Source organism: Mesorhizobium sp. M7A.F.Ca.US.006.04.2.1 (assembly GCF_004022915.1).
Lineage (GTDB): Bacteria > Pseudomonadota > Alphaproteobacteria > Rhizobiales > Rhizobiaceae > Mesorhizobium > Mesorhizobium ciceri.
Genome location: NZ_RZQA01000003.1, coordinates 1 through 14,595, shown reverse-complemented (window position 1 = coordinate 14,595; position 14,595 = coordinate 1). Strand labels below are relative to the sequence as shown.

Below are 14,595 nucleotides of genomic sequence, written 5' to 3'. Positions count from 1 at the left end.
CTTCAGGCGCGCGTAAACTCGTCCTCAATGCTCCTCAAAAGCTAAGTCCTCTTGCGTCATCCGCGCATTTGTAGAATGGGGCAACGTTCACGCCGCGCTCGCGTCACAGGTGGCTCATTTCGGCCTACGGATCTTAATCTCCGCTGATGCAGAGAACTCATGTGCTAGGCGAGATTCTCCTGTCCCAGAGGTTGGGCATGCCGCACCTCTCAGACAGCGCCGTCCTTAAGCTAGATCCGTTCATCCGCTCGCCGCAGAAACAAATTTCAACCGGCTTCGAACGGACCCAGTGAGATCGCAAAACGATTTGGGTCACATCCAAATCACCTAGTCCACGACGATCAAGCGGCGATCAACATCTGCCAATCGCTCACCGCCCCTTTCGGTTACAATAAATGATTCAGAGATGGCGGCGCCGAACCCTTCGAGCCTAACCCCCGACTGAAAATGGAAGCACATTCCTGGTTGTAGGATGGTCTTGTCGCCCGCGCGAATACTAACCGTGCGTTCGCCCCATTCCGGCGGGAAGTTGAGTCCGATTGAATAGCCGGAGCGGCCTATCTTGATATACCCGTTCCGCTTGAGGATATCTTGCCACACCGCATTAAGCTCCTCAACGACGGTACCAGGCTTTGCCATCTCGAGCACAGCATCCCCGCCTTCCACTATAACCTCAGCAAGACGCGAGACCTCTGCGGGTGGCTTTCCGATGTGGACGGTGCGGCACAGCGGCGCACAGTAGCGGCGTCGGGTGGCGCCGAACTCCATGAGAACCAGGCCAGAGGTCGGCAAGGGCTCCTCGGTCCAACTGAGGTGCGGAGCGTTCGTTTGTTCGCTAGTCTGGATAAGAGGAGGACCGCTAGAGTCGCCATATTTACCGTCCACCCCTCGTGTCTGGGCCCGGTACACCTCCGCGACGACCTCATGTTGCGGCACTCCAGGCCTTAGGTTAGCGATTGCCGTCTGCATCGTATGCGTTGCAAGGTGGCCCGCTTCTCTCATGTAGACTAGTTCAAGGTCAGATTTTATAAGCCGTGCCCAATTGACTAATTCGCGGCTATCAGAGAATTTTGCATTCGGAAGGCCTTTGACGAGATGTTGATGTGCTCGGGCAGTATAGAAGTGGGCGTTAAGCTCGACACCGATTCGATCAGATCCCCAGCCGCGCGAATTGATAAGCTCGCAAAGATCGTCAAATGGATGTAATTCTGGATGTTGAAGTCTATGATCGGAAAATGAGCTTATATTTTCTCTAGGCAGATCCGTCGTTATATAAGCGGAATTTACATCGACGAAACGTCCGAACCAGAGGGGCATGTCCGACTGGAGATGCACTAAGACCACCTGAGGCACGTAGAACGAATAGCCGTCAAAGCCGGTAAGCCAATACATATTCGCGGGATCCTGGCAGATCAGCAAGTCCAGCCCCGCTCGCTCCATCCGCTGCTTCACGTCATGAACACGACGCCGAAACTCCTCGGGCGGAAATGGCTTCTCATATTTCATCTCGTCGAGTCCTTCAAAACAGGCATTCCTCGAACGGATCAGGCATTCGTCCTGTCCGCATACTTTCTCTTCGTATCACGTCACAAGAGGCTGTTTTCCCCGAGGATTTCTTCTTGTCGCGGAAAATCTGCATTTCCTAGGCACTTGCCGTACGTTATCCGCATATGAGCGCCAAATTTTCGGTGGCTCTGCGTCTCCGGTGGAAGATCATGCCCTCCCTATGGTGAAGACGCACTCTGCCTGTCGCAACAGAATTTCAAGCACGGGCGGCAAGATCTACGTGGGAAGCGCCGACGAGACCAGCGAAGATCGGGACGTTGCGGCCGCCACGCTCATGCAGCATCCGGGGCGTCCGCGGCCCAATGGACGGGGTTTGAGCACCCCCATCAGGCCGGCCACTCCTAATATGTGAGCATGATTCTCTGGTACAAATCAGCAGCCTTGGTCAGTTGATCGATTTCAACGAACTCGTTGTTCGTATGGGCTTGGGCAGTACGCCCGGGTCCGATAATCACACACGGGATCCCAGCCAATGACAGCTGATTTGCATCCGAGCCGCCGGTGGCTCCCTTCTGCTCTCCGGTCCCCGCGACGTGGGCACAAGCCGCTCCTGCGACTGCTGCAATTTTGCTCGACCCGGAACTGATTGGAGGCGGGTCTTCCAATGCGGGAAGCAATGACCGAACATTGATCTTGTCTTCGCCCTGGCGAAGGCCTTCCAGTATGCTTTCTACCTCCGCCAACGCGTCCTGCGGCCGCTCCCCGGGTATGAGACGCCGATCGACCCAGATACGGCATACCGGCGGTACAGTGGTAAGTTCCAAACCTCCTTCGATGAGGCTCACGGTCAGCTGTGATGACCCTACCAATGGGTGCTGCGCCCGAGACACAAGGGATCGATGGTGCTCATCAAGTGCCAATACCACCTTGGCCATGCCCGTGATCGCGTTCACTCCGAGATGAGGCTTCGACGTATGAGCCGGTACACCCTGAACCTCGATTTGCCAGCGGACAGAACCCATGTGAGCTACAACGAGCTCTAATTCGGTGGGTTCACCGACTACCGCACCCTCATAAGCGACACCGGAATCGGCTATAGCGCGGGCGCCAAGTTTGCGGTACTCTTCGTCAATGCTGGCTGCCACAACAACCGTGGCCCGGGGCTGCCGTTCACCAAGTGAGCTAAGCGCAATCAACATAGCTGCAAGTGAGCCTTTTGTGTCGCAGCTACCTCGCCCATATATTCGCCCGTCCCGTTGCTCACCCGAGAATGGATCTGATTCCCACCTATCGATAGGAACGGTATCCATATGAGCAATGAATAGAATACGCCTATCGGGTTCTTTCCCAGGTACCCAGGTCAGGAAATTCGAGCGACCATCGGCCACCTCCTGTATCCCGTAAGCCAGCTTCCGCTCCTTGCAAAAACCCTCGAGGAACTTGGCTACACCTTGCTCTCCACTACCTTTTGGCGACAGCGATGGATTGATGCTCTCGATCTTTATAAGATCTTGGAGAAGTCCGATAGTCTCGGCGCTCTGGGTCGACATGTACTCTCCTGTGTGCATGAACTAGCCGTGTCGCTCTTACTTCGACCAGCTCTTGGCCAGATTGATTACGCGATCGACTTCATCGGCGGTGTTGTAAAGATGCAGGGAAAACCGGAGCATGCCTCTGCGTATTGAGACGATTACCCCGTTCTTCGTGAAATGCTCGTGAAGCGACCGAATGCGGGCGTCGACTGGGCGCCCTTCAACAAGATCGCTGGAATCGCCAACGGCTACGATACTTCCAGTGTGAGCGCCTGGTGGCCCGCCGCAGACCGGAAGCCCGATATCTAAGAGACCAGTGGCCATACGTTTTGCGAGTGAGGTAACGCTCTGGTCGATCGCCTCGGTTCCGATATCAAGTAGCTGGCCCATTGATGCATATGCAGCCAACATGCCAGGGAAGTTGTAATGCCCGATATCAAAGCGGGGCGCGCCAGAGCGCAACTTTACAAAACTAGGTACCGGAGCTGATTCTGGCGCGTTTCCGAAATCTACGCTGAAGCGCGCAAGATAGGCCGGGCTCAGCCGATCGGCCCATTCTTTACGGCAATATAAAAAACCCGATCCATAAAGACCCATCAAACCCTTCACAGTGGACACTGCTACACCGTCTACGCCAAGTCGATTGACGTCGGTGTGGAGTATCCCAACAGATTGCGTCGCGTCCGCCAAAAGAAATGCACCGTAGTGCCTACAGGCTTCGGATATCTGCTCCATGACGGTCCGAAACCCCGGAACCATCGTCACCGTCGCCAAGGCAACAACGCGGGTATGAGAATCAATCGCCTTTACGAATGCATCAGGGGGAATTGAGCCGTTATCCGGCTCTACGACTCGCAACTCGACATTGTAGCGGTCTCTGATCTGAATCCATGGCAAGATATTATTTGCGTGTTCCAATTTTGGGCATAGAACGACGTTGTCTCCATCTCTCCAATCGATCGCATTAGCGATGATGTTGATGCCTTCCGATGCATTCTTGGTAATTGCAATTTCATCGTGATCTGAATTGATAAATTGTGCGAACCTAGCGCGAGTACGCTCGACGTGTTCGAGCATTCTTTCTTCGTCGTTTAGGCCATGCAGCCGATTGTTCAAATGAGGCTCGATTGAAGCCAATGTTGTGCTTGATATGAGGCCCTGGTTCGCGACATCCATGTAGATGGCGTTTGCTGTGGCTGGAAACTCCTTTCGGAGGATGTCCAAGGGAAGCATATGGCTTTCTCTCCTGGGAGTGCGGACGGCGGTTGAGCTACCTTGTTCAGGCGATCGTTCCGGCAAGGGTAAGAATGCCGCCAGACTGGTCTGCGCTGACCTGCCCATTTTACACGGTGCTCGTGCCGACTTTGGTCTAACATTCGGTCTCCCACGCCGCATTCCTGCGCCAAACCGCGATTCACGCAGAGATCGCGAGCCATTCTCGCGGATCACTGAAGCGTCTCGACGGAATGCAGCTGCAACAACTGCCTCACGAGAGATCAATTTGGGTAATTCTCAGACCGCGGATAGGGCTTCTTACCAGTGCTTGGAGCGACGTTAGCCTGACTGAGCCGACGACCTTCTCCTCCAGCCCCACACCCATGCGGATCATAGTTCACTCGCGGCCGACGCGCGAGGGCCGTAAGGCATCCGAAAGCCGGGGCCGGTTCATAGCCTGACTCTCATGGTCTCCGATTTATGCTGCAACGCCGACACCCTTGGTGATGTCGCTCCCTAACACGCTTGCCTCGAACTGATGCGAGCGTGCTGCAACTCATGTTTTCTGCGCCTGAGCAACGAGATCGGTAGGATCTTTTCGACCGGGGATCGCCCCCACCCGATCGAATCTGCCGTTCTTGCGCTGGCCCGCAACTGCTCACCAGCAACGCCCATCGATTCAGCGGCACCCCTCAGATAGTTATACTATGCCGGTATTGTGCGCAGATGGCGAAAGAAACGCCGATTTTCTGCGACTTGGACCGACTTTAGCGCCGAGAGGGCGTTTGGCACTTGCTACATTTTGGACGTACGGACTGGCGGCCTTGGCATTGGCCGATATCATCATGAGCAGAGATTGTGAATGGATCTGGATCGAATTGACCGGAAGATTCTCAACGTCGTGCAGCGCAACAATCGCCTTACGACAGAGGAATTGGGCGAACTTGCCGGACTATCGGCTACCGCTTGTCAGCGGAGATTAAAGCGACTTCGAGACGCTGGCGTCATCGAAGCGGACGTTGCCATAGTTTCACCGGAAGCCGTCGGTCGGCCCCTGCTCCTGCTGGTATCCATCACTCTCGAGCGCGATCGCGCCGATATCATCGATCGTTTCAAGCAGGCAATTCGGCGGACGCCTGAGATCATGAACGCTTACTACGTTACGGGTGAAGCGGATTTTATTATTACGGTCTCTGCTCAGGACATGGCCGAGTACGAGGCGTTTACCCGTCGTTTTTTTTACGAACATCTTGAAGTAAAGGGGTTCAAGACAATCGTTGTAATGGATCGGATCAAGGCGTCGTTTGCTCTGCCAATTGCTGAAGAGTAGCCTTCAAAAGAGCCCGCCCAGGCAACCACCACGCGCCTTCCGCGGGTCGCAGTTGTCCCGCACTTCTGAATGTCGGCTGTCCTATTTTGAATGGTCCCGCATATATACCAGGGCACCTCCTCTCAGCCTGCAGGTGTTATGCGCCAATGACCAAAAAACGATGATATTCTGCGGGACCAAGGCGCCCTTCGCGCAACCAAGCTCTTTGGCACTTGCTACATTCTGGGCGGAGCGGAATTCAGGATTGTCGGTCCCCGGCTAATTGGAGCGGCTTCAGTCGGCGGAATAGCTGGGGTGCCTACGTCGCACAGAGGATGCTGTGCTCCCGGCAGCGCGGAAACGGGTCTCCCGGCTCTCGCAAGGACAAAGCGTGAAATTCGCCTGCAACCGGCAAGAAAGGAAAGTCCCCGTGGCAATTCTCAATAGCGTCGCAGAGTTTCTCCCCGAGATAGTGGCTTGGCGCCGGGACATCCATGCACATCCCGAACTGGGCTTCGACATCCCCCGTACTTCGGCATTTGTCGCCGAGCGCCTGCGCGAATTCGGCTGCGACGCCGTCGCGACCGGCATCGGCAAAACCGGCGTCGTTGGCGTCATCAAGGGCAACGGCGTCGTGAGCGACGGTAACCCAAAGGTTATCGGATTGCGCGCTGACATGGATGCGCTGCCGATCAACGAAGCGACCGATCTGCCCTATGCGTCCAAGAACAAGGGCTTGATGCATGCGTGTGGGCATGACGGCCACACCGCGATGCTGTTGGGTGCCGCGCGCTATCTTGCCGATACTCGGAATTTCGCTGGAACGGCGGTCATGATCTTCCAACCTGCCGAGGAGATCGGTACCGGCGCCGTTGCCATGCTAGATGACGGTTTGATGGAGCGGTTCGGCATCGAGCACATCTACGGAATGCACAATCGTCCGGGCTTGCCGGTAGGTGTCTTCGGAATCCGGCAAGGTCCAGTGATGGCGGCAACTGATAGCATAGAAATTAGCATTGAAGGGCGAGGGGGGCACCCTGGAAGGCCTCATGAATGCATCGATCCGATTCTGGTCGGCGCTCAGCTTGTGACGGCCCTGCAGCATATCCTGGCTCAGAACATTGACCCTGTCGACTCGGCAGGAATTTCGTTCCACCAGTTCCAGTCCGGGCAGAGACTAGTCCCCGTCGTTCCGCAAACAGCGGAGTTGGTGGGCACCATGCGGACGCTAAAGCCGGAGGTGCGCAAGTTCGTGAAGGAGCGGGTGGGCGAAGTGGTCGCCGGCATCGCCCAGATAACCGGCGCGAAGATAGATATTAAATTTCAGAGCTTCGACGCAATTCTCTTCAATGAGGTCCAGCAGACCGACCTTGCGAGAAGCGCGGCCAAGGGCGTGGCCGGTGAAAACAATGTGCTCGAGACGCCACCGGTAATGGGGGGGGAAGATTTCTCCTTCCTGGCGCAGGCGCGGCCGGGTGCTTTCGTCTGGTGCGGGAACGGTGACAGCGCCGGCCTGCATCACCCTGCCTACAATTTCAACGACGAGGCGATTCCTTATGGAACATCGTACTGGATCAAGCTCGTAGAGAACACGTTGGGATCCCGTCCGACGTCTTGATGATCGGTCTGACAAGGGCCGCAGAACGAATGAATAACTGCCGTCTTATGCCAGGCTTGAATGTAGCGGACCTCGTAAAATGAAAACTCGTTCATCCGTGCCAACATCTCTTGAGGGTCTGTCGGCGTGCGAATGCCTGGAACTCTACCGAAGGCGGCAGCTCTCGCCTGTTGAAGTCGTCGATGACTGTCTCAGCCGCATCGACGCCAACAACCCGGCGCTGAACGCATTTTGCCTCGTCGACCACGAAGGGGCCAGGTCTGCTGCCCGGGCCTCGGAGGGTCGATGGATGAAGGGGGAACCAGCCGGAGTACTAGATGGCATTCCGGCCACCATCAAAGACCTCACCTTGACACGAGGCTGGCCGACAAGACGTGGCTCATTGTCCGGCAGCACCGAGGGACCCTGGACTGAAGACGCCCCTGTTCCAGCCCGTATCCGTGAGACCGGTGGCGTTATCCTGGGCAAGACAACCACTCCAGAATTTGGCTGGAAAGGGGTAACAGACAGCCCGGTCTACGGGATCACCCGCAATCCCTGGAATCCTGACCTGACACCAGGCGGGTCGTCGGGAGGGGCGGCAGTTGCGGCTGCGCTCAACCTTGGCTTTCTTCATCAGGGTAGCGACGGCGGGGGATCAATCCGGATACCGGCGAGCTTCACGGGGACCTTCGGCTTCAAGCCAACCTTCGGCATCGTTCCGCAATGGCCAGCTAGCGCCATGACAACGCTGTCTCATTTGGGGCCGGTGACCCGCACCGTTGCGGATGCGATCCTGATGATGAATGTGATTGCACGAAAGGACGCTCGCGATGGCTATGCGGGTCCGGCGTACCTAGGTCTCGACCCCGATCCAGCAAAGACCACCATCAGGGGCCTGCGGATCGGCTACAGTCGGAACCTCGGCTATGTCAAGGTGGCGCGAGATATCCAAAACGTTACCGATAATGCGATCGACCAGCTTCGAGCTCTTGGGGCCGAGGTGGCCGAAGTCAATCCGGGATTTGCGGATCCGGTGGAGGTGTTTTCTACATTCTGGTTCGCTGGCGCCGCCCGTATTGTGTCACGAATGAACAAACAGCAAAGACAATTACTAGATCCTGGCTTTCTGGAAGGTGCCGAACGCGGGCTGAAGATCACCCTTACCGAATTTCAGGAAGCTGAGGCGATGCGGTTCGAGCTCTCCGCTCTGATGGCGAAGTTCCACGAAAATTACGATCTCTTGGTCACACCGACGATGCCTATCGCGCCGTTCCCCGTCGGGCGAAATGTGCCGGATGATAGTTACAAGGGGTGGGTGGACTGGACGCCCTTCACCTACCCTTTCAACTTGACCCAGCAACCAGCAGCATCGATTCCATCGGGCCTGGATGATCAAGGGCTGCCCGTCGGGCTACAACTGGTCGGCGCGCGCTATTCCGACACCTCCGTCCTAGCCGCGGCATATACGATCGAAAGTCGCCTGGGGCTTCCTTCTTTCGCGAGGAGCAGATTCCACGCTGCCACCCCTTAAAACTTGAGACTGCCGCGCTCAAGCACCTGACGGCCTCCAAGCGGTCAAGCCACGGACGCGAATGTCATTCGATAAAGGGGCGCGGCGTCATAGATGGGCAGTCCTGTCCTACGACGGATTGCTGACGTCACCATCGGGGACAATGTACATTCAAATAGGAGTGCGTCAATCTTGGGATGTGCGGCGCGAAGTCGCGACACAGACTGCAACCCGGGGACTCCATTTCGGTAACACTAGCCGGCCGCGTATTACCTTCGATGCCGCCGATGGCTACTCTTGCCCCTGCGGATGAATCCATGCCCAGCAGCTCTTCGCCGCAGTGTCTTGAGTCTGCGGCCAGACGGCGAGCTTTGCGCCGGCCGGAAGCTGCCGGAGGAGCGTGGGCGCCAGTAGCAGGCTCGACATGGCCACGGGAAGTTTGACAGACGTGGCCAGTGCAGCCTGGCACCAGATACTGAAGCCGCAGTCCCTGGTTATCGCGACGGCTCCGCGCTCAACCAACCGCCTGGCAGCTGCAATGTAGGCCGGCTCGAGAGAGGCATCGCCAGGACTGACCCTCTCCGCCAAAGCCCCGGCCGCGGTCTCTATTATAATTGGGAAGTCGAAGTTGCCGGGTTGAAGACCGACCCCGATGCGGTGGCGGAAATTCACCAGGGCGCAAGTCCGATCTCCAGCCTGTGATTTTTGCAACACTGGCCATCCAATGAGGATCCAACTGCCGTCTGATCGTGACAATTCAGCTGCGTCAAATGCCTTTGCCGCCAAGATGGCGCGTATCGTCAGGTTGTGCTGACCAAGCTGGGACGCTCTACGAGCGCAGGAATCCTGCATTCGCCTGACGCTTCCGGCTCGGTTGCAAGGCTCGGGAATAGTAATGACGAAACAGTGGATCAGCACGCCGTAAGCCCAGTGCAAAAAATGCGGGCTTCGTGCCGAACCTTTTTTTGGAACGGCGGGCGCGGATCTCATCATTGAGATTACCGGAAGGCCTGTCCGGACTTTTCCGAAGCCGCACTGTTATCCTGTTCGAGAGCGACGCATCGATGGTTCCTTTCCCCGCCTCATCGACAAGCTCACCCGTGTCCACTTGGCTCATCCACGACGACTTCGGCAACCATGCTCTCTCCGATCAGCAGCGCTTCCACCTCTTCGAAAATCGTCGAGGAGCGCTATCAGAGAAAATCCACCCTGATCACCGCCCAGGTCCCCGTGGCAAGCTGGCACGACCTTATTAACGACAGCACGGTCGCCGACGCTATACACGACCGCTCGTGCACAATGCACACCGCATCGCCCTTCAGGGCGAGAGCATCCGAAGAAAAAAGCCTCGGCCCTCTTGACCGACTCCGAGAACACCGAAATCAATCAGCCCTACAGCAACCAGGCTGCCGAGGACCAACCTCGACGAACTGTCGGACTTTTGTGAAAACGCTGTCCGGGAATTAGCGGAATCGCTGTCCAGCTTTTGAAGCGCGCAATAACACTATGGCCGTCATCGAAATGAGCAAGGCGAAGTGCTGATTGCCGCGTTTGTTCCGGGATTAAGCGCCAGCCTCTCAAGAAGATTTATGCCGACTCGCCATCATTGTTGAAACTGCTGCAGCGCTCGCACGTTGAAGCCGGCCAGGCCGGGCATACGATTATGCGGATCGCCTTCGCCCAACTTCAATTCTGGACGCCAGGGCTCGATGTAAGGGACCGGCGAGCGTCAAAAGACTGCGGATGGGTCGCCGCTCGTCCCCTGGGATACGATCTCTGTCGGATTTTGTCGCGCCTGCGACATAGTGGTTGTGCGGGCCAGTTTAGTACCTGATATGACCGTAAGTTTGATATCAAACTCAAAGCACTGGCCGACGTGCATTTTGCGAGGTTGGCACGGTTTTTGAAGCGATCATTTCGCGTCGGAGCGCTCTCATCCGCCGGTTATCATCTGTTTTGGCATAAACCCTGCATAAGGCTTTATTGATGGTACCGCAACCCAACTCGCCGTCTTTCGAGCTACTTGGGCAAAAAGAGCACCGCCAGCGGAAAGGGTCGGGAACCGGAGAGGGAACCGGGTGGTGGACCTATGTTTGTGGAGGGGGTTGTGAAAAGGGTCAGCCATGGTGCTTCGAGCCTCTTGTACTCGTGCAGGTCGTCAATGTTGATATAGCGGTTGGCCTCCATCCAGTTTTCATTGGTTTCGTGACAGCAGACAAACGTCAAAGGAGATAGCTCATGCGAGTAGCCATCGTAACGAACAGTGATTTCAACGGTGTGATTAACCGGTTCGGTCAGCCTTGTCCGCAGCCGCCGCAGCCTTGGCCGCATAGCGGCACGTTGGAAGATGTGGTGGCGGCACTTCAAGAGGGCGGCCACGAGACGGTAGTGTGTGAAGGCGATAAAGGACTGCTCGCCAGTCTCGAGCGGTTCATGCCACCTGATCCGCAAGGTCGCCCCTCGGGAATGGTCTTCAACTTGGCGGAGGGAATTCAGGGCGAAAAGCGTTACACTCATGTTCCTGCCATGCTTGAGATGGCCGGTGTTCCATACACTGGATGTAGCCCCTTCGGGATTGGGCTGACGGGAGACAAAGTCATTACCAAAATGCTCATCCGCGATCAGGGCGTGCCGACTCCGAACTTTCGCGTGATGCGTCGCGGCACCGAGAACACCGGCGACCTGAGATTCCCAGTGGTAGTGAAGCCGCGGGAGGAGGACTGCAGCTTCGGATTGCAGATCATACATGAACACTCTAAGTTGCGGCAGGCCGTCGAAGTGATCGTCACGCAGCATGCTCAGGATGCGCTAGTGGAGGAATACATCGAGGGGCGGGAAATCTGCGTTGCGTTGCTCGGAAACGGGGAGCCCGAAGTTTTGCCTCTAGTGGAGCAGGACTTCGGTGACCGCGAAACGCGTGTTATGAATTGGGATGCGAAGTACGTGGCGGCCGCAGCGGTGCCCAAGATTTGCCCGGCGAAAATCGAGAGCGGGCTTGAGACGATGTTACGGGATATTTCGGTTGCGACCTTCCGTGCCTGCCACTGCCGGGACTATGCCCGCGTCGATTTCCGGATCGATCGCTCAGGCCAACCGTTTGTCCTAGAGATGAACTCGGTGCCGGCCCTTGGTATACACTCCAGTTATGGCACAGCTGCAACGGCCGGCGGACACAGCTTCGTAAGCTTGATCAATCGCATCCTCAATGTCGCCCACACCCGCTATTTCGGAATCGGCGTCTCATAGTGGATTGATCGGATCAAAAGAGTCCGATTTCGGGATTCCGTTTTGCGGTTTGGCGTGCGAGTTAGATGCATGCGCAATAGCATCCCCCTTCACCGTTTTGGCCAGCGACCGTCAGCGCCTGCAAGCGCTCGTCGCGGCGCCAGGAAGCCCGCAAGCACGTTCGGGGGCCGCATCGTCGCGCTGTGCTTCGAACCACGAAGCCAAAGCATACTTGGACCACCGGCTAGGTCGAGCGAATGAACCGCACCATCAAGGACGCGACGGGCAAGCGTTTCCACTACGACGATCATGACCAACTGCGTCGGCATCTTGCCGACTTTGTTGCGGCCTACAAATTTCGGCCGCAGGCTGAAGGCCCTCAAAGGTCTCACCCTACGAGTTCATCTGCAAGGCATGGGCTTCCCAGCCCGAGCGCTTCACTCTCAATCCGCTCCACCAAATGCCTGGACTTGTCTATTCGGCGTGTTGAAGTCAATCCCATTCAAGCTTCCTAGGCTGACCTGCCGACGCGATTATCCTAGCCTGATTGATGTAACCGCGGCGTCAAACCGAGATACGGCCCCACGTCCTTCGAATTCCTGAAGGGGGCAGGAATATCGACCGTGGCGTTGAAACCCAGTGCAACGATAGGGCCGACGCCCAGCACGGTCATCAACCGCCTGCAAACCGTGTCACCCCTCACGATCGACAACAGTCTTTCGTGTAGCACCGTGAACTGCTCGCAAAGTTTCCGACGGGCGGTGAGCAACGTCTCCATGATGTCTCGAGTTCCGGAATGTCACCGGAAGGGTCCCGGATGCGATCCGCGAATTTGCCGGCCGTCGACAATGCCAACTTTGAGACCGAAGTTACGAAACAGGCCACGGATGTCGTTCTCGATGGCGATGGCCTTTTCCTGAAGCGACTTGAGGGCCGTCAGCAGCGCCCGGCGATTCTGGGTCGTCAGCGTCTTGACAGTAAGACCGTATGTCCGCCTCTGCCGATGAGGTGGCTCGCCCTACACTGCGCGTCCGAGGGTTGCTCGGACGGGCCGAGCCGATCCTCACCACAGGAGGACGAGCCGTGGCGGATTATAGAGAAGCATTTGTCGGAATCGATGTTGCGAAGCTTAAGAACGCTATTGCGATTGCGGAGGCAGGCCGGGAAGGAGAGGTTCGGTTCTTCGGTGAGGTCGACGCGTCGGCGACCAGCATGCGGCGGGTCATAGGCCGGATCGCCAGCCGCTTTGATTACGTGCATTTCTGCTATGAGGCTGGGCCGACCGGGTACGGCCTTTATCGCCTGATCCGGTCGCTCGGGCACGAGTGCACCGTGGTTGCACCATCATTGATACCAAGGAAGCCCGGCGATCGGGTGAAGACGAACCGTCGAGACGCCATTTCCCTTGCCCGACTATTGCGCGCCGGCGAGCTGACCGCGGTGTGGGTTCCCGATGAAGGGCACGAGTCCATACGGGATCTTGTTCGCGCGCGGGCGGGCGCGGTCGAGACGCTGCGGGTCCATCGCCAGCAGGTGAGCGCATTCATGCTCAAGCACGGCCGTAGCTATCCGCGAAAGAAGAGCTGGACGATGCGCTATCTACGCTGGCTTCAGGAACAAGGTTCGATCATCCCGCGCATCAGATCGCACTCCAGGAGATGGTCGAGGCGGTGCGCGTCTCGAAAGAGCGGGTCGAGCGGCTGGAGCGTGTGATCGAAGAGTTCGTCCCGGCCTGGTCGCTGGCACCGATCGTGTGGGCGCTTCAGACATTGCGTGGGGTAGACCTAATTGTCGCCGTGACGTTCGTCACCGAAGTCGGCGACGCCAGCCGGTTCGAAAGCCCACGCCAGCTCATGGGATATCTCGGTCGGGTCCCCGGCGAGCGCTCAACCGGGGAGACAGTCCGGCGCGGCGGCATCACAAAGGCAGGCAACGGTCGGGTTCGCCACATGTTGGTCGAGAGCGCCTGGACCTATCGACATCCGCCCAAGGTCGGGAAGGCGAAGCTATACCGGTTGGAGCAGGCGTCACCGAAGGTGCGTGAGATCGCCTGGAAGGCGCAGTCCCGCCTGACAGCCCGCTACCGCATGCTGAGCGCTCGGGGCAAACGGACAACGGTCGTCTGCACCGCGATCGCCCGTGAACTGGTCGGCTTTATGTGGGCAGTCGCAAGGGAGGCGCGCGTCACCTGATCGCTCGCCGCGATGGCGCACATATCGCGCATGGGCGGAGGCGGGACCACGGCAGGGGAATGCCCGTCAGACGCTTTGTGGCCGGCAAATCGACCGACGCCCGCAGTAAGATAGGAACAGCCCCGGACGCACAATCGGGAATGCGGTAGCCAACCCGCGCATCAGAGCTTGATCACCGACGTCCTTCAGTTCCGCCTCCCCACCCATGCGCGATCATCAGAATGAGCAGCCGTTCCTCGGATCGGGCGACCTCATGCGTTCCAAACCTTGACAGCGGACATCAGAGCGGTGTTTCCGGACCACCTTTCGGGAGTGGTCGCGATCTGTGAGGTTGCCGATCCTGTATTGGGATCGGAGATCGGCTTGTGTCTGGACTTGACCTTACGCTTGACCCGGAGCGGCAGCTTCGGCGTTTCGAGGTGATCAACGGTGCCGGCGGTCGGCGTCACTGGTCGGTGGATGACAAGGCGCGGATCATCGCAGAGACGCTGGAGCCGAATGCGATC

At 57.4% G+C, this 14,595-nt stretch carries 9 protein-coding genes and 2 pseudogenes; 7 read left to right on the top strand and 4 right to left on the bottom strand.

All coding sequences use genetic code 11. The features are described 5' to 3' along the window. Nucleotides 1–327: 327 nt before the first annotated feature. The 3 genes from EN925_RS00515 to EN925_RS00505 form a co-directional block, all read right to left on the bottom strand. Nucleotides 328–1,506 (bottom strand): Xaa-Pro peptidase family protein, encoded by a 1,179-nt coding sequence (locus EN925_RS00515; RefSeq protein ID WP_063169327.1) that lies wholly within the window; start codon nucleotides 1,504–1,506, stop codon nucleotides 328–330. A 401-nt stretch (nucleotides 1,507–1,907) separates the two neighbouring features. Beyond that, a complete protein-coding gene (locus EN925_RS00510) occupies nucleotides 1,908–3,056 on the bottom strand; it encodes a M20 family metallopeptidase (protein WP_063169328.1) in 1,149 nt (382 codons plus the stop codon). 36 nt (nucleotides 3,057–3,092) lie between these two features. Continuing rightward, the gene (locus EN925_RS00505) at nucleotides 3,093–4,271 is read right to left on the bottom strand and encodes an aminotransferase class V-fold PLP-dependent enzyme (protein WP_063169329.1); all 1,179 of its coding nucleotides are present in this window, start codon (nucleotides 4,269–4,271) and stop codon (nucleotides 3,093–3,095) included. An 844-nt stretch (nucleotides 4,272–5,115) separates the two neighbouring features. On the opposite strand from EN925_RS00505, the gene EN925_RS00500 reads away from it, so the two are divergent. The 6 genes and pseudogenes from EN925_RS00500 to EN925_RS00470 form a co-directional block, all read left to right on the top strand. Then, nucleotides 5,116–5,583: an Lrp/AsnC family transcriptional regulator gene (locus EN925_RS00500; protein WP_063169330.1), complete on the top strand. Its 468-nt coding sequence runs from the start codon at nucleotides 5,116–5,118 to the stop codon at nucleotides 5,581–5,583. Nucleotides 5,584–5,992: 409 nt separating this feature from the next. Next, nucleotides 5,993–7,180 (top strand): M20 aminoacylase family protein, encoded by a 1,188-nt coding sequence (locus EN925_RS00495; protein ID WP_063169331.1) that lies wholly within the window; start codon nucleotides 5,993–5,995, stop codon nucleotides 7,178–7,180. 79 nt (nucleotides 7,181–7,259) lie between these two features. Then, nucleotides 7,260–8,693 carry an amidase gene (locus tag EN925_RS00490; RefSeq protein WP_063169332.1) on the top strand — a complete coding sequence of 478 codons (1,434 nt, stop codon included), beginning with the start codon at nucleotides 7,260–7,262 and terminating at the stop codon, nucleotides 8,691–8,693. A 1,116-nt stretch (nucleotides 8,694–9,809) separates the two neighbouring features. Further along, nucleotides 9,810–10,139 (top strand): ATP-binding protein, encoded by a 330-nt coding sequence (locus EN925_RS00480; protein WP_272482847.1) that lies wholly within the window; start codon nucleotides 9,810–9,812, stop codon nucleotides 10,137–10,139. Nucleotides 10,140–10,910: 771 nt separating this feature from the next. Further along, on the top strand, nucleotides 10,911–11,918 hold the full coding sequence (locus EN925_RS00475; RefSeq protein WP_063169333.1) for an ATP-grasp domain-containing protein: 1,008 nt from the start codon (nucleotides 10,911–10,913) through the stop codon (nucleotides 11,916–11,918). Between the two features lie 188 nt (nucleotides 11,919–12,106). Further along, a pseudogene (locus EN925_RS00470) lies at nucleotides 12,107–12,387 on the top strand (integrase core domain-containing protein); the annotation flags it as partial. A gap of 48 nt (nucleotides 12,388–12,435) precedes the next feature. Here EN925_RS00470 and EN925_RS40465 read toward each other — a convergent pair. Continuing rightward, the gene (locus EN925_RS40465; RefSeq protein WP_063169335.1) at nucleotides 12,436–12,675 is read right to left on the bottom strand and encodes an IS110 family transposase; all 240 of its coding nucleotides are present in this window, start codon (nucleotides 12,673–12,675) and stop codon (nucleotides 12,436–12,438) included. Nucleotides 12,676–12,884: 209 nt separating this feature from the next. Between EN925_RS40465 and EN925_RS00460 the strand changes: the two are divergent. Then, nucleotides 12,885–14,089 (top strand): annotated as a pseudogene (locus EN925_RS00460) (IS110 family transposase). The last annotated feature ends 506 nt before the right edge of the window (nucleotides 14,090–14,595 follow it).

Bases quoted from the DNA above. Each gene is read 5' to 3' on its own strand.
- EN925_RS00515 (WP_063169327.1), bottom strand. From the start codon at position 1,506: ATGAAATATGAGAAGCCATTTCCGCCCGAGGAGTTTCGGCGTCGTGTT.
- EN925_RS00510 (WP_063169328.1), bottom strand. From the start codon at position 3,056: ATGTCGACCCAGAGCGCCGAGACTATCGGACTTCTCCAAGATCTTATA.
- EN925_RS00505 (WP_063169329.1), bottom strand. From the start codon at position 4,271: ATGCTTCCCTTGGACATCCTCCGAAAGGAGTTTCCAGCCACAGCAAAC.
- EN925_RS00500 (WP_063169330.1), top strand. From the start codon at position 5,116: ATGGATCTGGATCGAATTGACCGGAAGATTCTCAACGTCGTGCAGCGC.
- EN925_RS00490 (WP_063169332.1), top strand. From the start codon at position 7,260: ATGAAAACTCGTTCATCCGTGCCAACATCTCTTGAGGGTCTGTCGGCG.
- EN925_RS00480 (WP_272482847.1), top strand. From the start codon at position 9,810: ATGCTCTCTCCGATCAGCAGCGCTTCCACCTCTTCGAAAATCGTCGAG.
- EN925_RS00475 (WP_063169333.1), top strand. From the start codon at position 10,911: ATGCGAGTAGCCATCGTAACGAACAGTGATTTCAACGGTGTGATTAAC.
- EN925_RS40465 (WP_063169335.1), bottom strand. From the start codon at position 12,675: ATGGAGACGTTGCTCACCGCCCGTCGGAAACTTTGCGAGCAGTTCACG.